Consider the following 18,492-nt stretch of genomic DNA (forward strand, 5'->3'; position numbering starts at 1 on the left):
GAACGGCTCCTCATACCAGTTGGTAGCCGCGCAGGTTGGTCAGCAGCAGGTAGCAGTCCTGCAGGGACCCGGAGGTGTCGCCGAGGGACCGGTAGATGCCCCACTTGGGGCGCACCCGGTCGGCGAGGAAGGTGTCGACGCCGGACTTGGACGCGTCGATGACGGTGGTGGAGCCGTTCTTGAGGATCCAGCGGATGGTGCCCGCGGAGCCGTTGCCGACCTTGATCTGGAAGTCGACGTCGATCCATTTGTTCTGCAGCGGCTCCAGATCGGTGCGGCCGACGAGGATGTCGTCGATCGCGAGCTTCAGCTCAATGGTCTGCACCCCGTTCACCCGCCGCAGTGACTGCACGACGATGGGCGAGGTGCCGGTGCCGGGCTGCTTCATCTGCATGATGTGGGTGAAGGTGGTGGTCGCCTTCAGCGAGCTCGGGATGTACATCGAGTACGTGACCCGCCAGGTCTGGCCCACGGTCCACTTGAGGTAGTCACTGCCGCTGCCGTTACGCAGGCCCGTGACTTCTTGGCGCTGGCGGTCCGTCGAGGTGTCGCGGTCGACCGTGTGCATGTTGAAGCGCCAGTTGTCGCCGGTGGCGAAGATGTGCGGCTGCCCCGCGGGGTGCGAGTCGGCGCGGTCGTCCTCGATCGTCTCGAAGGCGCCGAGCTTGTCGCCGCTCGCCGACGGCGACCACTTCAGCGTCCAGGAGGCGGCGTGGGCGGCGGTGGCCGTCGCCGGGATGCCGACCGCGGCTCCGGCGGCGCCGCCGAACGCCGCGCCGAGCAGGGTCCTTCTGGTGGTGCCCATGGCTGACTCACCTCGTCCTGAGTGGGTGGGCTGTGAGCTGTTCGTTCATGATCAGAAAGGCGCCGAGGCCGTGGAAGTCGTTCGTGGCCCGGTCGCGGGCGATGTAGTACGCGTAGTCGCCGACATTGGTGCCGATGGAGATGTCGGTGAGGTTGGTGCGGCCGTCGGAGCCGACCGAGATCCTGGCGAGGACGCCCTGGTAACCGCGTTGCGCGACCGTCCCGTAGTGCGGATCGAGGTAGCCCTGCTGGGCGCCGCGTGAGAGGGCGTAGGTGAACATGCTGGAGCAGGACGTCTCGGTCCAGTTGTCGCTGCGGGCGCCCTTGTCGATCACCTGGAACCAGCGGCCGGTGGCCGGGTCCTGGTACTTCTCCAGGCCGGCGGCCAACCTCCTGAAGATGCCGACGAGTTGGGGCCGTCTGGGGTGGTTGACCGGGATGGCGTCGAGCACGTTGACGATCGCCATCGCGTACCAGCCGACCGCCCGGCACCAGTGCTCCGGGGCGAGGCCGGTCGCCGGGTCGGCCCAGCTCGCCGTCTTCGACTCGTCGTAGGCGTGCTTCAACAGGCCGTTCGCCACCTGGAGGTGGTTGCCGTAGACGTAGAGCTGCTTGGCGGCCTCGTCGTTCGCGTAGGTCGCGTCCCCGAACTCCTTGCCGTACTCGACGAGGAACGGGTTCACCATGTAGACGCCGTCCGACCAGAGTTGGTGGGCCCGACTGCTGGTGTCGGCGTGCCAGAAGCCTCCGTCGGAGGTGCGCGGGTAGGTGTTCAGACGGTTCCGGATCTTCAGGGCCGCCTTGCGGTAGCGGTCCTGGCCCGTCTCGTGGTGAAGGATCGTCAGCAGCCGGCCCGCCTGCATGCTGTCGAGACTGTTGAAGCTCTGGCCGATCGAACCGTCGCTCGACACGAAGCGGTCGACATAGCTCTTGATGTAGGTGAGATAGCGGGCGTCGTGCGTGCGCTGGTACGTGAGGTACTGGCCGTAGAGGTACAGCCCGACCGGGTACGACCAGCCGCCGATCGTGCTCGGGGTGTAGCGGGCCATGGTCGAGTCGATCAGGGCGACGGACCAGTCCTGGGCGGCGGCGGGCCTTCCCACGGGCGCTCGGGGTAAAGGTGTCGGGGGTGCGGTGGCGGCCACCGTGGTCAGGCCGGCGGTGGTGAGCACGCCCGCCATCAGCGCTGCCCGCAGTCGTCGTCTCATGTTCCTCCCTCTCGGTAGGCGTAGGCGGAGTTCCTGAGCGGGGCCTCGTCGACGAGCGCGCGGACGAGGTGGTGATCGGGTGCGTGGCGGCAGGCCGGGTCGGTGCGGGAGGCGTCGCCGGTGAGCGCGTACGCCTGACAGCGGCAGCCGCCGAAGTCGGTCGTGCGCAGGGCGCAGCCGCGGCAGGGGTCCGGCATCCAGGCCTCGCCCCGGTAGGCGTTGAAGGCCTTCGACTCGCGCCAGATCCAGTCGAGCCGGTGTGCGCGCACGTTCGGCGCGTCGAGTGCCGGGAGTGTCGCGGCGGAGGGGCACGGGAGCGCGGTGCCGTCCGGGGCGACGGTGAGGGAGACGGCGCCCCAGCCGCCCATACAGGGTTTCGCGGTGGCGTCGAGAAGGTCGGGGGCGACCCAGACCAACTCCAGGGAACCGGTGAGTTGTTCGCGTCGGCGGCGCACGGTGACGCGAGCCTGTTCGACCTGGTCCCGGGTCGGCAGCAGGGCGGTGCGGTTGCGGGCGGCCCAGCCGTAGTACTGCGTGTGGGCGAGCTCGATCCGGTCGGCGCCCCAGGCGAGGGCGAGCGTGATCAGGTCGTCGACGGCGTCGATGTTGGCCCGGTGCAGCACGACGTTCAGACCGAGCGGCAGCCCTGTCGCCCGCACCAGCCGTGCGGCGCGCTCCTTGGCGGTGAACGCGCGAGCTCCCGCGATGCGTTCGGCGGCCTGGGGATCGGTGTGCTGTACGGAGAGCTGGACGCTGCGCAGTCCCGCGGCAAGCAGCTCCGCGAGCCTTCGCTCGTGCAGGCCCACACCGCTGGTGACGAGCTGGGTGTAGAGGCCCGCGGTGTCGGCGGCGGCGACGATCCGGGCGAGATCGCGTCTGAGGAGGGGTTCGCCGCCGGACAGGTGGGTCTGGACTACGCCCAGGTCAGCGGCTTGACGAAAGACGTCGGTCCATTGTTCGGCGGTCAGCTCTCTTGACCGACTGATCAGTTCGACGGGGTTGGAGCAATACGCGCAGCGCAGCGGGCAGCCGTGGGTGAGTTCGGCCAGCAGCGCCCAGGGGGGATCGACGGTCGAGGTCATCGCAGCCAGCCCTCCTCGTGCAACGCCGAAAGGAATCGGGGTACTTCGTCGGCGACCGGCGCGCCGGGGAACCGTTCGGCGAGCGCGGCGACGATCTCGGGCACCTCGCGCCTGCCGTCACAGAGCCGGACGACACTCCCGGCGTGGCCGCGCAGGACGACGACGCGTTCGGGTATGAGCAACAAGTCGGTGTCACGGACGGGATCATGACGGAGCATCACAGGGCGGGCGAGAACGGGACGCCAGGTCATGACGGGCCCCCTGCGGGGCCGGGCACCACCGGGGTGTCCGTCTGCACGGGTGCACCGCGGCGGCGGCCCGGGATCTTCGTCGGCATCGACGCACCCGAGGTCCGTGCCTGCGCCGCCGCGCCCGAAGCCCCGGAAGCCACGTCGCCGCCGGCCACGTCCCGCACGGCGCGGGGACACCCCTGCGCGGGCCCGCGCGCACGCGAAGTCGCCACCGAATCCGACAGACCCGGCGAGGCGCCTCCGGGCGAGACATCCCCTGACGCCGACTCAGACACGAGGTGTGAGACATCCCCTGATGCCGAATCAGACATGAGGGGCGAGGCATCTCCGGGCGCACCCTCAGACACCAAGGACAAGGCATCCCCCGATACGCGCCCAGGCCCGAGGCCCGAGACATCCCCCGGCACATGCTCAGACACAAGGGGTGAAGCATCTCCGGGCACACCCTCAGACACCAAGAACAAGGCATCCCCCGACACGCGCCCAGGCCCGAGGCCCGAGACATCCCCCGGCACACCCCCGGACACGAAGAGCGAAGCATCTCCCGGCGCGCCCTCGGGCACGAAGGGCAGGACATCCCCCGGCGGGCACCCTGACACGAGGCCCGAGGCATCTCCCGGCACACGCCCGGACGCGAGGCCCGAGGCATCCCCCGGCACACCCTCAGCCACGACGGGCAACGCATCCCCCGCCACCCCGCCGGAGGCGCCCGGAAGGTGATCCGAACCGCTCCCCGACCCACCCCGATGGCCGCGACCCGGTGTGCGCCGCAGGGTGCCCGGTGGTGCGGCGGCCGGGTCGCCCCGAGAGGTACCCCCCGACACCCGGTCCGACGCGCCCGTCGGAACGGAGTCGCTCGCTCGGTCCACCGCGTCCAGGAGCGCCCACAGCACCTCGCACTTGAACGTCAGCGCCGCCACGGCCCGTTCCTGCTGCTCACGGGTGCGGGCCCAGCCCTGGACCAGGGCGAGCGCCTCCTCGCTGTCACGGCCGCCCTGCCCGATGCGGGTGCGGAAATACGCGAGCCCCTCTGCCTCGATCCAGGGGTAGTACCGCTCGAACGCGGCGATCCGCGTGCGCATCAGCCCCGGTGCGGACAGCTCCGTGAGGGAGGCGGCGACCGCGTCGAGCGCGGGGCGCAGGCGGCAGAAGTTGACGTAGCCCTCGACCGCGAGCCGGACACCGGGCAGCACCCGGGCGGTGTCCCACAGCGCCGGCCGTTCGAGGCCGGCGGCCTCGCCCAGCCGCAGCCAGCGTTCGATGCCGCCCTGCCCGACGGCCGTGCCGTCGTGGTCCTGGATCCTGCGGACCCACACCCGCCGCAGTGCGGGATCGTCGAACTTGGCCAGGATCAGGGCGTCCTTGACGGGGATGTGGCGTTGGTAGTGGAAGCGGTTGATGATCCAGCGGCGCAGCTCGGCCGGGGTCAACTCACCTCTGTGCATACGGACGTTGAAGGGATGACGGTCGTGGTAGCGGTCCTCGGCGACGGCGCGCAGCCGCTCGGTGAACTCGGCGGTTCCCCAAGGGGCCGCGGCACCGTCGTCGCGCACCGGTGTCGCGGTCATGGCCCGACAACCGTGGGGCTAGGCCGTACGTGCCAGGTGCGGCCCGGCGGTTGCCCGTTCGGTGACCGGGCCCAGTCGCTCGCCGAGGGCGTACGCGGTGACCTCCAGGGCGGTCTCGACGACCAGATAACCGGGGGTCTCCCAGACCCTTTCCTCCGATGTTTCCCGAATGACCTGCTCCGCGCGGCGGCCTTCGAGGGCGCTCTTGTTCATGTGCGCGTACCTGCTTTCCTGATGGGTGGGGGGTGTAGAGCCCAGACAGGTGCTGGTGTTCACATGCGTGCACCGGGTTCATGAACCCGTTCGGTGACGCCCTACAGAGTGGTCGGATGACGGAACTCGGTCAATGGTCCGGACCGATAAGGTCGGATCCATTTCCGGCCAATCTCCGACCCTCACCAGGAATCCACAGCGAATCCGCCGGTCAGGAATGCATAACGCCCGGTGATCGTTGACCATGGGAGTACCACCCGACGACTTAAGGATCGAGAGCTCGTGAGCAAGGTCCCCCCGATCATCCTGAACAACGGCGTCGAGATGCCGCAGCTGGGCTTCGGTGTCTGGCAGGTCCCGGACGACGAGGCGGAGCAGGCCGTCGCCACGGCGCTGGAGTCCGGATACCGCAGCATCGACACCGCGGCGATCTACGGCAACGAGGAGGGCACGGGCAAGGCCATCGCCACCTCCGGCATCCCCCGTGAGGAACTCTTCGTCACCACCAAGCTCTGGAACAGCGACCAGGGGTACGACTCGACGCTCCGCGCGTTCGACACCTCCCTGGAGAAGCTCGGCCTGGACTACCTCGACCTGTATCTGATCCACTGGCCGCTGCCGTCCCGGGGCAAGTACATCGACACGTACAAGGCCTTCGAGAAGCTCTACACGGACGGCCGGATCAAGGCCATCGGTGTCTCCAACTTCTACCCGGAGTACCTGGAGCAGCTGATCGAGGCGACGTCCGTCATCCCGGCCGTCAACCAGATCGAGCTGCACCCGCACCTCCAGCAGCACGCGGCCCGCGAGTACCACGCGCAGCAGGGCATCGCCACCGAGGCCTGGTCCCCGCTCGGCTCGGGCAAGGGCCTGCTGGAGGTCCCGGCGATCGTCGCCATCGCCCAGAAGCACAACCGCACTCCGGCCCAGATCGTGCTGCGCTGGCACATCCAGCTGGGCAACGTCGTGATCCCCAAGTCCGTGACCCCGTCCCGGATCAAGGAGAACATCGACGTCTTCGACTTCTCGCTCGACACCGAGGACATCGCGGCGATCAGCGCGCTGAACGAGGACCGTCGCCTGGGTCCCGACCCGGCGACGTTCGACATGGGCTGAGCCCGGCCCCCGTCGGCTGACCTGCCCCGACCCCGTCGCCGGCCCGGACGCGCACCGCGTGTCCGGGCCGGCGACGTCTTCCCCCACACGCATCGACTTCCCCCACACGCGTCGACACGCATCGACACGCCCTCACGCCGGTTTCAGCCCCTGGACCGGACCAACTCCACCCGAGGGCTTGACGCGGTCATGCAAGAGGGCCACCTTGTACGGCAACCTGGTAAGGAAACTTTCCTAACAGAAGGGTCCCCCACAGTGCGCTCTCGAACACTGACCCTCGCGGCCGTCGCCGGTGCCGCGCTTCTCGCCACCGCGGCACTCCCGGCCAGCGCGTCGGGCTCCGTCACCCCCCGTTCCGCCCAGGAGGGTTCGGTCAGCGCGGCCGACCTGCTCGCCAAGGTGACGTCCTGTTCGCAGATTTCGAACGGCAAGTACAAGACCGACGACGAGACCTCGGCCACCATCCCCGTGTGCGGCAAGAACGGCGCGGTGTTCTGGAAGGCCGACATGGACATCGACTGCGACGGTCAGGTCACCGGCAAGTGCAACGGCGACGCCGACCCCTGGTTCCAGGACGACACGGCGTTCCACCAGTCCGACGGGAAGCCGCTGCGCGCCGAGTCACTGCCGTATGTCGTCGTGCCCAGCACCAGCAGCATCTGGAAGTACACGAGCTACGGCATCAAGGGCGGCGGAGTCGTCGCCGTGATCTACAACAACAAGGTCGAGTACGCGGTGGTCGGCGACACCGGGCCCACGAAGATCATCGGTGAGGCGTCGTACGCCACGGCGAAGGCCCTCGGCATCGACCCCGACCCTGCCACGGGCGGGGCCGACTCCGGCGTGACCTACATCCTGTTCAAGAACTCCCAGGTGTCGCCGATCGAGAGTCACAGTGCGGCGGTGTCGCTCGGGGACTCGTTGGCGAAGCAGTTCCTGCGGAACAACTGAGGCTTCCGCAACGATCGAGGTTGCCGCAACAACCGAGGCGCCCGCGGGTCCGACGTCAGTTGGGCTGGCCGATCGGACGTACCACCACGGTGTTCACATCGACGCCCGAAGGCTGTCCGATCGCCCAGACGATCGACTCGGCGAGCTGGTCCGCCGTCAGCAGATGACCGGGTGGCAGACTCCCGTAGCTGTCCCAGAACGGGGTCTCCACCCGGCCCGGCGAGATCAGGGTCACGCCGACACCGAACTCGGTCACCTCGCGGCGGGCGTTCTCGGCGAGCCCGGTCACGGCCCACTTGGTGGCCCCGTAGATGTTGCCGGGGCCGTGGACGTGGCCCGCCACGCTCCCGACCAGCACGATCCGGCCGCGCGTCTCCTTCAGGGCGTCGATGGAGGCCCTGATCAGCAGCGCGGGACCCAGTACATTGGTCAGCACCATCTCGGACCAGCCCGCCGGATCGCCCTCGGCGACGGTGTCGTGCGTGGCGAAGCCGGCGTTGGCCACGACGGTGTCGAGGCGCCCGAACTCCTTGAGCGTCAGCTCGACCGCGGCGCGCACCTGGTCGTACTCGGCCGCGTTCCCGACGACCGTCAACAGGCCCTGCGGACGCCCGAGTTCCTCGGCGAAGGCACGCAGCCGCTCCGCACCGCGGCCGGTGACCGTGACCCGGTGGCCGGCATCGAGCAGTCGCCGCGCGACCGCGGCGCCGATACCGCTTCCGCCACCGGTGATGAGTGCGACAGGTGAGTCGGTCATGGATACCCCCGTATGTGTACGACAACGAGCGGGAGTACATCACTTGAAGCGCCCTCGAAGTCAAGGCCGGGGCCAACGACCTCCCTCAACACGTGTGCCGGTAAGGCACGTCGGGCAGATATCTGCGCCACTCGGCCCGGGTCGCCCCGCCCCCCGCCCGGGCGCACACCTCGCCCGCCGCACGCTCCGGCGTCAACTGCGCCGAGCGCAGGGGCAGATGAGCTGTCGCGATGCGCAACTCCCTGGCGTCCGAGGTGAATCCGATCGCGAGGACCGGTCCGTCGCCGGTCGGCAGGGTCGCCCCCTCCAGTCGCGGGGACGCCGTCTCCCACACGCGGACCGAGCCGTCGGCCCGGCTCGCGGCCAGCAGCGAGCCGTCGGCCGAGAAGGCCAGGGCGGGCCGCTCGACGGTGGAGTCGGCGGCTGCCAGAACGGCGATCCGGTGCTGCCCGCCCGCGTCCCACAGAGTGAGGCGCCCTTGGGTGTCGGCGGCGGCCAAGTAGCGTCCGTCCGGGCTGAAGACCGCGGTCGGCAGGAGATCCTCGCCCTGGAGTCCCTGTCTGCGACCGCCCGTCGCGACGTCGATCAGGACTCCCTCGGCGGTCACGACCGTACGCCCGGCCGGGTCGATCGCGGCGGGGCCTTCGCTCCGTCTTCCGACGACGTGGGAGACGGGGTGCGCGCCCTGACGGGTGACGAGGATCCCGTCGCGGGTGCTGACGGCGGTGTGCACCGTGCCGTCCGCGGCGACGGCACGCACCGCGGGCCGCATGGCGGGTTCGGCGGGCTTCCCGTCGGCGTCGAACGCGGCGTCGGTCCGCGCCTTGTTCCGCCACGCCGGGCTGATGAGCCCGTGCAGCGAGAGGGTGCGTACGACTCCCGCCTGGGAACCTTCGCGGTAGCGCAACACGCCCTCGCCCGGGTCGATCCGGATGTCGGTGACGGCGGGGGTCTCGACGGGGAACGTGATGAGCGGTCGGCGCGGCCCGCCGTCCGCCGGGGCCGGGCTGTCCGTACGCCACAGGGCAAGGCCGGCCGAACCCCAGGTGAGGACGTAGGCGCCGGTAGGGTCGAACTCCACCGAGTTGACGCCCTCGCCTGGCATCGGCAGCAGGGGACGTCCCCGGTCGGCGTGGAAGTCCCAGGTGACGACGCCGTCAGCGGTTCCCGCGGCCAGCGCGCGGTTGTCGGGGGTGAAGACCGGCTCGTCCGACCGGCACAGGAGCCGCTGCGTCCGCGCGGGCGGCTCGGTCGCGACCCGGCGCCGCTCGACGACGTCCCAGACGCGCAGTCGTTCCCCGTCGTGGGTGCACCAGGCGAGAAAGCGGTCGTTCGGGCTCAGAACCGGCAGCGGTCCGTCCCGGTCGCCTCCTGGATGTCGCAAGAGGACCCGCTCCCGTCGTACGTCCCACACCTCGACCGTGGCCCCCTCGTCTCCGGCCCCCCGCCCCTCGCGCCGTACGACGAAGGTGCGTCCGCTCGGCCCGAACGCCCCGCCGGTGTCGGTCCAGGATCCCGGCGCGACGCTGTGGCTCTCCCCGTTCATCAGGTTTCTGACCGTCGCGCCGTCGCGGCCGCGGTACGCGATCCAGCGGGCGTCGGCGCTGACGTCGATGATCCCCTCCGAAAGACCGGGCAGCGCGACCTCGCGCAGGAGCCGCTGACGGCGTACGTCCCACTGAACAGCCCTGTCCCGTACGACCGTTGTCAGGATCCGGCCGTCCGCGCCGAGCCAGTGCGGCGCGTCGGGGGCGCCGAGCTGTGCGGGCTCGGTGAAGGCGGCCTGGTCGCTCTGGGCGGCGGCCGTCCGGACCGCCTCGCGGGTCTCGGGCAGGTCCGCGGTGCGCCAGGCCGCGAGCGCGAGGCGCATCGCAGTGCGCGGATCCGTCGGCCGGAGCGTGTCCGCGAAGGCGGCGACCCGCCGGGCCTGCGCCTCGTCCCGCTGCCGTGCGCTGACCCCGCTCTGCCGCCAGGCGGTCGCACCCGCGACGACGGCGAGACAGAGCAGAACGGCGAGGGACACGGTCAGACCCCGCAGACGGCGGGCCGCGCGGGCGGCGGCACGACGACCCGACTCGTACGCCGTCACGCTCGCGGCCAGGAAGTCCCGTTCCAGCGGGCTCAACTCGCCCAGCCCGGAGCCGAATTCCTCGCGCGCCGCCGTCAGTCGCACCCCCCGGTAGAGGGCTCCGGCGTCCCGGTCCAGCTGCTGCCAGGTGCGCGCCGCCTCGGTGAGCCTACGATGCAGCCGCAGGCGTTCGCGGTCCTCGTCCACCCAGCCGCGCAGCCGGGGCCAGGCACTGATCAGGGCCTCGTGCGCGAGGTCGACGGTGTCGCCGTCGACCGTCAACAGGCGTGCCCTCACCAGCTGTTCGAGCACCCGCGCCGTGGTGTCGGCATCCCCCAGCTCGTCGCGAAGGACGGGCCTACGGGTGTCCTCGGCCCCGTCACCGGGGTTCACCAGCCGCAGCAGCAGCGCCCGTACCGCGGCCGCCTCGACGGGGGTGCAGCGCGCGTACACCTCTTCGGCGGTGTGCGCGACGGCGCCCTGGACGCCGCCGATCGCCTCGTACGCGGCCAGGGAGAGGGTACGGGCGCTGCGGCGCCGCCAGATCTCGCGCAGCGCGTGGGCCATCAGGGGCAGACCGCCCGGCTCGTCGGCCACGTCCGCCACGATGCGCGCGGTGAGGGCGCGTTCGACGACGACCCGTCGTGCGACGGCCGGCCGGACGACCGCCTCGCGCAGCCGCTGCGGGGTCATCGGCCCGACGAGCAGGGTGGAGTCCCGCAGCGCCTCGGCGAGCGGACCGTGTTCGGCGCACCGTCCGTAGAAGTCGGCGCGCACCCCGATGATCACGCGCAGTCCGCTGTCCGGATCCAGCGCCGTGAGCAACCGCTCGATGAACAGGGCCCGTTCACCGGGGTCGGCGCAGAGCGCGAAGAGCTCCTCGAACTGGTCGATGACGAGCAGGGTGTCGCCGGGCGCGTCGTGCGGGACGAACAGCGCGCCGTGGATGCGGGCCGGGTGGGCGCCGGGGGTGAGGATGCGGATGGCGGCGGGGGCCGGAGGGTGAGTGGCGGACAGCGGGGAGGGGACGGCGGGCGGAGCGGGCTCGGTGGCCGTGGTCCCGAATTCGGCCACGGGGTAAGCGCGTTGTCCGGGGAGCGACGCGCGCGTCCGCACCGCGGCGGCCGGCTCCGCTTCCCCCGTACCGGCCGATGTGCGCAGCGCCGGTATCAGCCCCGCCCGTAAGAGGGACGATTTGCCGCTGCCCGAGGCTCCGACCACGGCCGACACCCGCCTGCGGCCGACGAGTCGCAGCAGTTCGGCGATCAGGTCGTCGCGGCCGTGGAAGCGGTCCCGGTCGGCGGGCTCGAAGCGGGCGAGTCCCGGGTACGGGCCCTCGGCGTCGTCCGGTGCGGGCGTGTCCGCCTCGTCCGCGAGCGCCGCACGCCAGCGCCGCTCCCACACGGAGGTGTCCCCTCCGCACGCGCTGACGTACGCCAGGAGCACCGGCAGTGTGGGCAGTTTCTCGCCCGCCGCCGCGGCGGACAGGGTGGGCCCCGAGTAGCCCGCCCGGCGGGCCATCGCGCGGTAGGTCGGGGCGCCCGCCTCGTCGCGGAGCCCCCGCAGCTCTAAGGCGAACCGCGCCACCGCGCCCTGCGCCGGATCCAACGGCTTCTCTCGGCGTCCCACCGGTGACTCCCCCCGTCCGCGGGCGGACCGATCCGTCGGCACCGCTCCCCACCTGCATTGATAGGTGCCCCGCGACGGGGCTGCCCATCAATCGTCCGGCGGCTGGACTCGACGGTGCACGTCCTCGGGGTCCCTCGAAGGGGACCGCGAGGCATCGACCACGCGCCGGAGTCAGCCATCGCCACCACACACACTTCCAGACCGCCGCTCGCCCCCGCACGGTTGTCGTCGCCCGCCCCGCACACCCCACTGACGGTCTACGCTCCCGCCCTGCTCTCGCTCGCCCTCGGACTGTGGGGCGTTCGGCGCGGCGGCGCCCTGTGGCGGGACGAGGCGGTGACCTACGACATGGCGCGGCGGTCCCTGCCCGACCTGTGGTCGACACTCGCCGACGCCGACGCCGTACACGGTCTGTACTACCTGCTCATGCACCTGCTGTTCGAGGTCACCGGCGGGCTCGACCCGCTCCTGGTGCTCCGGCTCCCGTCGGTCCTCGCCACGGCCGCGGCGACGGGAACGCTGGCCCTCCTCGGACACCGGCTGGCCGGACCCCGCGCGGGTCTCCTCGCGGGATCCGTCTTCGCACTGCTGCCGCAGGTCCAGCGGTACGCGCAGGAGGGCCGGTCGTACGCGATCGTGTGCGCGCTGGTCGTGTGGGCGACGTATCTGCTGGTGCGGGCGGTGGCGGGCCGGGACGGCCGGACCTGGGTCGCCTACGCCGCGGTGCTGGTGGCCGCCGGGCTGCTGCACGAGTTCGCCGTACTGGCGCTCACCGCGCACGCGGTCGCCGTGCCACGCGCCGCCCGCCGGGCCTGGGCCGGGGCGGCGGCGGTGGTCCTCGCAACGGTGGCGCCGCTCGCCGTGCTGAGTACGCGGCAGTCGGATCAGGTGTCGTGGATCGGCAGACCGGGCGCCGGAGCGCTCGCGGGGTTCGCGGGAACGGCCGTCCTCGCCCTGGCCTGCGCGGCGGTATGCCGGAACCCCACTTCGCGCGTACTCCGGGGCGTCCGGCTGCCCGCCCTCGCGCTCGGGCTCCTCGTCCTGCCCGCCCTGCTGCTCCTGCTGGTCTCGCTGGTCACACCTCTGTATGTGGACCGCTATGTCCTCTACGGCCAGAGCGGCACCGCCCTGTTGACCGGCGCGGCGCTGGACCGCCTCACCCGGGCCCGGCGCACCCGCGCGGCGGCGCTGACCTGCGCGGGCGCCGCCGTTCTCGCGCTGCTCCCCGTCACCCTGCAGCTGCGTACACCGCAGAGCCGGGTCGACGACGTGGGCGCGATCGCCCGGGCCGTCGCCGAGGCCGGTGCGCCGGGTGACGGGGTCCTCTACCTGCCGGCGCGGCGCCGGGTGTGGTCCCTGCCCGACCCCGGATCCCTGCGCGGGCTGCGTGATCTGGCCCTCGACCGCGCACCGGCCGCCTCGCACACCCTGTACGGCACCGAGGTTCCGGCGCCGGTCGTCCGCGCCCGCATGATCACGGCGACCCGTATCGTCGCCGTGAGCGATCCCGCGGGGCAGCCGCTCGACGGGACCCCGGGAGAGATCGTCAAACGGCGGGTCCTGGCCACGTACTTCGAGAAGTGCGGCACACGCCGGGTCCAGGGTGCCCGGGTCACCGTGTACGCGCGCCCCGGCACATGCTGACCGGACGGGACTACTCCGGCTTCACCGCGACGTGCACGGTGTGCGCGGTCAGCAGGAACACGTCCGGCCGGTGGTACACGCTCGCCTTGTCGTCCGGGTCGAGGAGACGGTCGAGGGTGGCGAGGTCGTCCGCGTCGAGGCCGGGGGCGAGGGAGTCGCGGCGGTGGGTGAGCGAGGTGACGACGAAGGCGCGCGTCTCGTCCGAGACCGGGGCGGGAAGGTCGACGAGGAAGGTGCGGGTCGCCGTGTGGCGCAGGCCGACGGCGGTCATCAGGGCGGGCCAGTCCTCCGTCTCTCGCACCGCTCCGGGCAGCTCGTCCCGCATCCGGCCGAACCATTCGTCGTGGACCGCGTCGACACGGGACTGAAGGCCGGGACGGCCGATGCCGATCTCGCGCGGGAAGTAACGCATGGGCAGGCCGCCCTCCATGAGGGCGAGGGTGCCGCCGGGCGCGAGTGCGCGCGCGAAACCGGCGAGCGCGGCGCGCTGGTCGCCCACGTGATGCAGGGACCTGCTCGCCCACAGCAGGTCCGTCGGGTACTCCAAGTCACCCAGTCCGCCGCCGAGTTCGGCCCGCAAGGTGCTGAAGCGGTCGCCGACGCCGAGCCGGTCGGCGCGGGCGCGGGCCCGCTCCAGCAGAGGTTCCACCTCGTCCACGGCCACGACCCGCGCCGCGGGGAAGGTGTCCGCGAGGAGACAGGAGATGACACCGGGGCCACTGCCCGCGTCCACGATCAGCCCGGTCTCGGACCGCTGGTCCCGCAGCCAGCCCGCCGCCTCGGCGTAGAGCGGGCTGAACAGCTCCGCCTCCTGCTCCAGCATGGGGATCATCTGGGCGAAGTCCATGTGGGTGTGGTCATGAGCGTGCTGGGCGTTCTCGTGGTCGTGGTGGTCGTGTGCCATGGTGGTCCGCCTCTCGTCCGGGTGCGTACACAGCGTGCTCCTCGGCTCCCGGAAACAGCCAACGATGTTGCGCGAACAGCAAAAACGGCGGTCGGAAAACCTGATGCGCCCGAAGCGGCCGGTCCCCGAGCATGGCCCCATGGACGACGAGATGGTGGAACGGTTCCTCGAGGACGGGTTCGTGAAGATCGAGGGCGCCTTCCCGCCGCGCGTCGCCGAGAGCTGCGCCCGGCTGCTGTGGAAGGAGACGGGGTACGACCCGGACGACCCCGGCACCTGGAAGGACCCCGTGCACTGGGTGAGCAGCATGGCGCAGGGCCCGTTCGCCGCCGCGGCCAACTCCCCCGCTCTGCACCAGGCCTTCGATCTGCTGGTCGGCGAGAGACGCTGGGAGCCGCGCTACGCGCTGGGCAGCTTCCCGCTGCGGTTCCCGCACACGGAGGAGCCGGACGACGCGGGCTGGCACATCGAAGGCAGTTACCTCCCCGACGGTGAGGCGCTCTACCACTCCAACCTCCACTCGCGGGGTCGGGCCCTGCTGATACTCTTCCTGTTCAGCGAGGTGACCGAGGACGACGCCCCGACCCGTATCAGGGTGGGCTCGCACCTCGACGTGCCGCCGGTCCTGGAGCCGTACGGCGAGGCGGGGGCCTCGTTCCTCGAACTCGGTCCGAAGGTGGCCGAGGCCTCCGCGCACCGCCCGCTCGCCCACGCCACCGGCCGCCCCGGTGACGTATTTCTCTGCCACCCGTTCCTGGTGCACGCGGCGCAGCCGCACCACGGCACGCGCCCGCGGTTCATGGCGCAGCCGCCGCTGTATCCGGCGGTGCCCTACGAGCTGGAGCGGGCGGACGGCGACTACTCGGCGGTGGAGTTCGCGATCCGCCGGGGGCTGGCCCAGGAGGCCTGACCCCGGCGGATCACCAGGTCGGACGCCCTACAGCGGCGGATACGCGTTCGTCATCAGCTGCTGGAACTGCGCCGAGAACCAGTGCCCCGACAGCGGGGCGTTCGGCAGCGCGCCGGACATGTTGTTGTTGTTCCGGGGGTTGCCCGTGTAGGTCGGGTCGCACATCCGGTCGAAGCCCTTGCCTTCGTCGTTGGCGATGGCGGAGCTGGAGCCGTCGGACTCACCCGGGGGCTTCATCCAGACATAGGCGTCGATCCCGGTGGCCGGGGAGGCCTGCGGGCGCTCGCCGAGACCGGCACCGGCCTGGTTGCACCAGTTCCCGACGTGGATACGGCGGTCGTAGCGCCCGCCGTCGACGTAGGTGTCGACGCTGGTCGTCGCGCCGGGACCGGTGGGCCGGGCGGTGCCGCCCCAGCCGTTCCTGGAGGTGTCGATCAGCATGCCGATGCCGGAGTTGAAGCCGACGGACACGAGCTGGTTGCGGAAGGCCTGGGCGAAGGACAGCTCGTCGACATAGCGGTTCCAGTCGACCCACTTGGACTGGCGGACGGAGGTGCCGTTCACCGTGTCGTTGATGGTGAAGTTGTTCTCCTTCAGGGCGCTGTAGTTCGCCGTGTTGGTGATGAACCCGGCGACGTCGTCGACCGTGGCGCCCTCGCTGGTGGCCGCCTGCTTGAACAGGGTGGCGGACGCTCCGAAGTTGTCGTCCCAGCCGATCCAGCCGTGGTGGCCGGCGTCGAGGTAGTTGTAGACGTTCGGGATCGCGCCGAGCTTGGCGAGCGCGTAGCCCACGCCCTTCACGTAGTTGCCGTTGGCGAGCATGGTGTCGCACTGCGGGGTGGCGGTGGCCCGGCTGCCGGTGTTGGTGACGAGGTTCGGCAGCGAGTCGATCTCGATGGTCGTGACGATCCGCAGCGAGGCGTACTTGCTGTCCGCGAGGATCGCCGCGATCGGGTCGATGAACTGCGTCTTGTACTTGTCGATCTCCGTCGGGCCGAGCTCTCCGTTGGAGGCGAGGGCCGCGCAGTCACGTCCGGGCAGATCGTAGACGACCAGCTGGACGACCTCTTCGCCGCTGCCCTTCTGCGCGAGCGCCGCGTCGAGGTGGGCGCGCAGGCCCATGCTGCCGCTCGCCCCGTTGATCGCGGCGATCCGGTCGAGCCAGACACCGGTGGGCTGGTTGGAGATCCGGCTGCCGCCGGTCTCCGCCGCCGCCTTCGCGGACCACTCCGGGTTCACGTACACCTTGGCACCGGCGTACGGGTTGTCGACTCTCCCGGAGGGGTCACTGCCCCCTCCGCCGCCTCCGCCACCACTTCCGTCGTCGACGTTGCAGGTCACCCCGTCAAGGGTGAAGGAGGTGGGCAGCGCGTTGGTGCCGCTGTAGGAGGCGTTGAAGCCGAAGCTGACCGAACCGCCGGTCGCCAGCGTCCCGTTGTAGGTCTCGTTGGCCGCGGTGACGGCGGTGCCGCTCTGGCTGATCTTCGCGTTCCAGCCCGAGGTCACCTTCTGGTTCCCGGCGTACGCCCACTTCACCGCCCAGGAGGTCTTGGCGGCGCTGTTGTTGGTGACCGTGACGGCGGCGGTGAAGCCGGTGTCCCACTGGTTCTGCACCTTGTAGTCGACGGTGCAGGGGATGGCGGCGATCCCGGCGGGGTCCGCGGGAACGGCCGCCACGGCGGTTCCCGAGGCGCCGGCGAGCAGGACGAGCGCCCCTAAGAGCGCGGATTTGGTACGACTCATGAGTGCGGGTTCCCATCTCTTCTTGTGCGGGTGTCCGTTGACTTCTTGCGCGGGTGTGCGTCTGGTTCCTGCGCGGGTGTGCGTGTGATTCCTGCGCGGATGTGCGTCTGATTGCTGCGCCGGCTATCCGTTGAGGGCGCGCAGATGATCACGCAGCCCGACTCCGTACGACGTCGGAGTGCCGTCGTAGTCGGAGATCAGGGAGGGACCGGAGGAGCAGTCCCAGGTGTTCCAGGTCCAGCCGAGGTAGGAGAGCCCCCGGTCGTCGAACCACTTCATCGCGGTGTCGACGAAGCCGTGGGAGCAGGTGTTCTCGCCGATCTCCCCCGCCACGAGCGGGACTTGGGCCGCCACCGGGGCGAGCGTCGAGTTCCAGCAGCTCTCACTGGCGCACGTGTTGAAGTTGTAGGTGTGGAAGGCGGCGACGAGGTTGCCCGTCGGGTCGCTCGGCTTGTACGTCAGCCACTGGCTCAGGTCGTTGGAGTACGCGAGTCCGCCGGCCAGGATCAGGTTCCTGGCGCCGGTGCCGCGCACCGCGTCGACCAGGTCCTGCATCCCGGCGACCTCGTAGCCGATGCCCGGGCAGGTGCCGCCGTCCTTCCAGCAGGCCCACGCCTGGGCGGTGGTGGAGGTCGCGCGGTCCGGGTAGGGCTCGTTGAACAGGTCGAAGGCGACGGCCTGGTCGTCCTTGAACGTACTGGCGACCGAGGACCAGAACGCCGGGCTGTACTGCGCGTCCGGCATCGGCTTCTGGCAGGTGGCGTGCACGTCGGAGCAGCCCGCCGAGTTTCCGGTGTACTGCCCGTAGTTCCAGTGCAGTTCGACGAGCGGGGTCATCCCGTGCGCCTCGACCTTGGCGACCAGGTCCTTGACGGCGGAGATGTAGTTGGCGCCCGCGTACTCCGGTTTGATGTTGGACAGGCCGAGCCAGCACTCCTCGTTGAGCGGAATGCGGACCGTGTTGGCCTTCCAGTCGGCGATCGCCTTGACCGAGGCGTCGTCGACGGGGCCGTCGAAGATGCCGTACCCCTGGACGCACATGAACTCGCCGCCGGAGCGGTTGACGCCGAGCAGCCGCCGCGTCGTGCCGTCGGCGTCGACGAGCTTGTTGCCGGAGACGTGCAGCTTGGGTGCCGTACCGGTCGTGGGCGGCGGATCCGTCGGGGTCGGCGACGGCTCCGTGTCCACGTTGCACGTGGTCCCGTTGAGCTTGAACGTCGTCGGTACGGCGTTGCTCCCCGACCACGAGGCGAGGAACCCGGCGCTGACACTGGCCCCTGAGCCCAGCGAACCGTTCCAGCTCTCGTTGGCCGCGGTGACCGTCGTGGCGGACTGGGACCACTTGGCGTTCCAGCCCTGACTGACCTTCTGACCGTTCGCGAAGTCGAAGGTGAGACTCCAACCGCTGAGCGCGGCCCTGTTGTTGGTGATCTTCACGGCGCCCTGGAAGCCGGTGTCCCACTGGCTCGTGACGGAGTAGTCCACCGTGCACGCAGGTGTGGCTCCCGAAGCCGTGACGACCGGCGCGATCGCGGTGCCCACGAGGGCGACCGCGGCGCCGACCACTAAAAGTCCTGAACGCGGAGGGTGTCGCATGAGCGACTCCTTACAGCTCGGGCGCGTCGTGACGGACGCGTCGACTGA

Annotated in this window: 14 protein-coding genes and 1 pseudogene; 4 read left to right on the forward strand and 11 right to left on the reverse strand. The window is 70.8% G+C overall.

Annotated elements, in window-relative coordinates; all coding sequences use genetic code 11:
- Nucleotides 1-10 precede the first annotated feature (10 nt).
- From KVT44_RS19355 to KVT44_RS19380, 6 genes and pseudogenes are all read right to left on the reverse strand, one after another.
- Complete coding sequence (locus tag KVT44_RS19355) at nt 11-805, reverse strand: heparin lyase I family protein (protein ID WP_217567919.1); 795 nt, start codon at nt 803-805, stop codon at nt 11-13.
- Between the two features lie 7 nt (nt 806-812).
- The gene (locus tag KVT44_RS19360) at nt 813-2,012 is read right to left on the reverse strand and encodes a glycoside hydrolase family 105 protein (RefSeq protein WP_217567920.1); all 1,200 of its coding nucleotides are present in this window, start codon (nt 2,010-2,012) and stop codon (nt 813-815) included.
- Nucleotides 2,009-3,094 (reverse strand): pyrroloquinoline quinone biosynthesis protein PqqE, encoded by a 1,086-nt coding sequence (gene pqqE / locus KVT44_RS19365; protein WP_217567921.1) that lies wholly within the window; start codon nt 3,092-3,094, stop codon nt 2,009-2,011. Before pqqE ends, KVT44_RS19360 begins: the two co-directional genes overlap by 4 nt.
- Nucleotides 3,091-3,345, reverse strand: coding sequence for a pyrroloquinoline quinone biosynthesis peptide chaperone PqqD (gene pqqD / locus KVT44_RS19370; RefSeq protein ID WP_217567922.1), 255 nt, complete (start codon nt 3,343-3,345; stop codon nt 3,091-3,093). The genes pqqE and pqqD overlap by 4 nt, the downstream gene beginning before the upstream one ends.
- Before the next feature lie 857 nt (nt 3,346-4,202).
- Nucleotides 4,203-4,913 (reverse strand): annotated as a pseudogene (pqqC, locus tag KVT44_RS19375) (pyrroloquinoline-quinone synthase PqqC); the annotation flags it as partial.
- A gap of 18 nt (nt 4,914-4,931) precedes the next feature.
- Nucleotides 4,932-5,126: a hypothetical protein gene (locus KVT44_RS19380; RefSeq protein WP_217567923.1), complete on the reverse strand. Its 195-nt coding sequence runs from the start codon at nt 5,124-5,126 to the stop codon at nt 4,932-4,934.
- A gap of 324 nt (nt 5,127-5,450) precedes the next feature.
- Here KVT44_RS19380 and KVT44_RS19385 point away from each other — a divergent pair, with 324 nt between their 5' ends.
- A complete protein-coding gene (locus tag KVT44_RS19385; protein WP_075029887.1) occupies nt 5,451-6,242 on the forward strand; it encodes an aldo/keto reductase in 792 nt (263 codons plus the stop codon).
- Between the two features lie 255 nt (nt 6,243-6,497).
- The gene (locus KVT44_RS19390) at nt 6,498-7,193 is read left to right on the forward strand and encodes a glycoside hydrolase family 75 protein (RefSeq protein WP_217567924.1); all 696 of its coding nucleotides are present in this window, start codon (nt 6,498-6,500) and stop codon (nt 7,191-7,193) included.
- Nucleotides 7,194-7,248: 55 nt separating this feature from the next.
- Here the strand turns inward: KVT44_RS19390 and KVT44_RS19395 are convergent, their stop codons facing one another.
- Both KVT44_RS19395 and KVT44_RS19400 read right to left on the reverse strand, forming a co-directional pair.
- Nucleotides 7,249-7,950, reverse strand: coding sequence for an SDR family oxidoreductase (locus KVT44_RS19395; protein ID WP_075029798.1), 702 nt, complete (start codon nt 7,948-7,950; stop codon nt 7,249-7,251).
- A gap of 85 nt (nt 7,951-8,035) precedes the next feature.
- On the reverse strand, nt 8,036-11,647 hold the full coding sequence (locus KVT44_RS19400; protein WP_217567925.1) for a hypothetical protein: 3,612 nt from the start codon (nt 11,645-11,647) through the stop codon (nt 8,036-8,038).
- Between the two features lie 222 nt (nt 11,648-11,869).
- On the opposite strand from KVT44_RS19400, the gene KVT44_RS19405 reads away from it, so the two are divergent.
- Complete coding sequence (locus KVT44_RS19405; RefSeq protein ID WP_254649594.1) at nt 11,870-13,291, forward strand: glycosyltransferase family 39 protein; 1,422 nt, start codon at nt 11,870-11,872, stop codon at nt 13,289-13,291.
- 10 nt (nt 13,292-13,301) lie between these two features.
- On the opposite strand, the gene KVT44_RS19410 is transcribed toward KVT44_RS19405, so the two are convergent.
- Nucleotides 13,302-14,195: a trans-aconitate 2-methyltransferase gene (locus tag KVT44_RS19410; protein WP_217567926.1), complete on the reverse strand. Its 894-nt coding sequence runs from the start codon at nt 14,193-14,195 to the stop codon at nt 13,302-13,304.
- Nucleotides 14,196-14,334: 139 nt separating this feature from the next.
- Here KVT44_RS19410 and KVT44_RS19415 point away from each other — a divergent pair, with 139 nt between their 5' ends.
- Nucleotides 14,335-15,105, forward strand: coding sequence for a phytanoyl-CoA dioxygenase family protein (locus KVT44_RS19415; RefSeq protein ID WP_254649595.1), 771 nt, complete (start codon nt 14,335-14,337; stop codon nt 15,103-15,105).
- 27 nt (nt 15,106-15,132) lie between these two features.
- On the opposite strand, the gene KVT44_RS19420 is transcribed toward KVT44_RS19415, so the two are convergent.
- The gene (locus KVT44_RS19420; protein ID WP_217567928.1) at nt 15,133-16,848 is read right to left on the reverse strand and encodes a glycoside hydrolase family 6 protein; all 1,716 of its coding nucleotides are present in this window, start codon (nt 16,846-16,848) and stop codon (nt 15,133-15,135) included.
- 123 nt (nt 16,849-16,971) lie between these two features.
- Nucleotides 16,972-18,444, reverse strand: coding sequence for a cellulase family glycosylhydrolase (locus KVT44_RS19425; RefSeq protein ID WP_217567929.1), 1,473 nt, complete (start codon nt 18,442-18,444; stop codon nt 16,972-16,974).
- Nucleotides 18,445-18,492: the final 48 nt, after the last annotated feature.

It is taken from the genome of Streptomyces sp. GbtcB7 (genome assembly GCF_019091445.1).
Taxonomy (GTDB): domain Bacteria; phylum Actinomycetota; class Actinomycetes; order Streptomycetales; family Streptomycetaceae; genus Streptomyces; species Streptomyces mirabilis.

Bases quoted from the DNA above. Each gene is read 5' to 3' on its own strand.
- pqqE (WP_217567921.1), bottom strand. From the start codon at position 3,094: ATGACCTCGACCGTCGATCCCCCCTGGGCGCTGCTGGCCGAACTCACC.
- KVT44_RS19360 (WP_217567920.1), bottom strand. From the start codon at position 2,012: ATGAGACGACGACTGCGGGCAGCGCTGATGGCGGGCGTGCTCACCACC.
- KVT44_RS19385 (WP_075029887.1), top strand. From the start codon at position 5,451: ATGCCGCAGCTGGGCTTCGGTGTCTGGCAGGTCCCGGACGACGAGGCG.
- KVT44_RS19380 (WP_217567923.1), bottom strand. From the start codon at position 5,126: ATGAACAAGAGCGCCCTCGAAGGCCGCCGCGCGGAGCAGGTCATTCGG.
- KVT44_RS19395 (WP_075029798.1), bottom strand. From the start codon at position 7,950: ATGACCGACTCACCTGTCGCACTCATCACCGGTGGCGGAAGCGGTATC.
- KVT44_RS19410 (WP_217567926.1), bottom strand. From the start codon at position 14,195: ATGGCACACGACCACCACGACCACGAGAACGCCCAGCACGCTCATGAC.
- KVT44_RS19420 (WP_217567928.1), bottom strand. From the start codon at position 16,848: ATGAGTCGTACCAAATCCGCGCTCTTAGGGGCGCTCGTCCTGCTCGCC.
- KVT44_RS19425 (WP_217567929.1), bottom strand. From the start codon at position 18,444: ATGCGACACCCTCCGCGTTCAGGACTTTTAGTGGTCGGCGCCGCGGTC.
- KVT44_RS19355 (WP_217567919.1), bottom strand. From the start codon at position 805: ATGGGCACCACCAGAAGGACCCTGCTCGGCGCGGCGTTCGGCGGCGCC.
- pqqD (WP_217567922.1), bottom strand. From the start codon at position 3,345: ATGACCTGGCGTCCCGTTCTCGCCCGCCCTGTGATGCTCCGTCATGAT.
- KVT44_RS19415 (WP_254649595.1), top strand. From the start codon at position 14,335: ATGGACGACGAGATGGTGGAACGGTTCCTCGAGGACGGGTTCGTGAAG.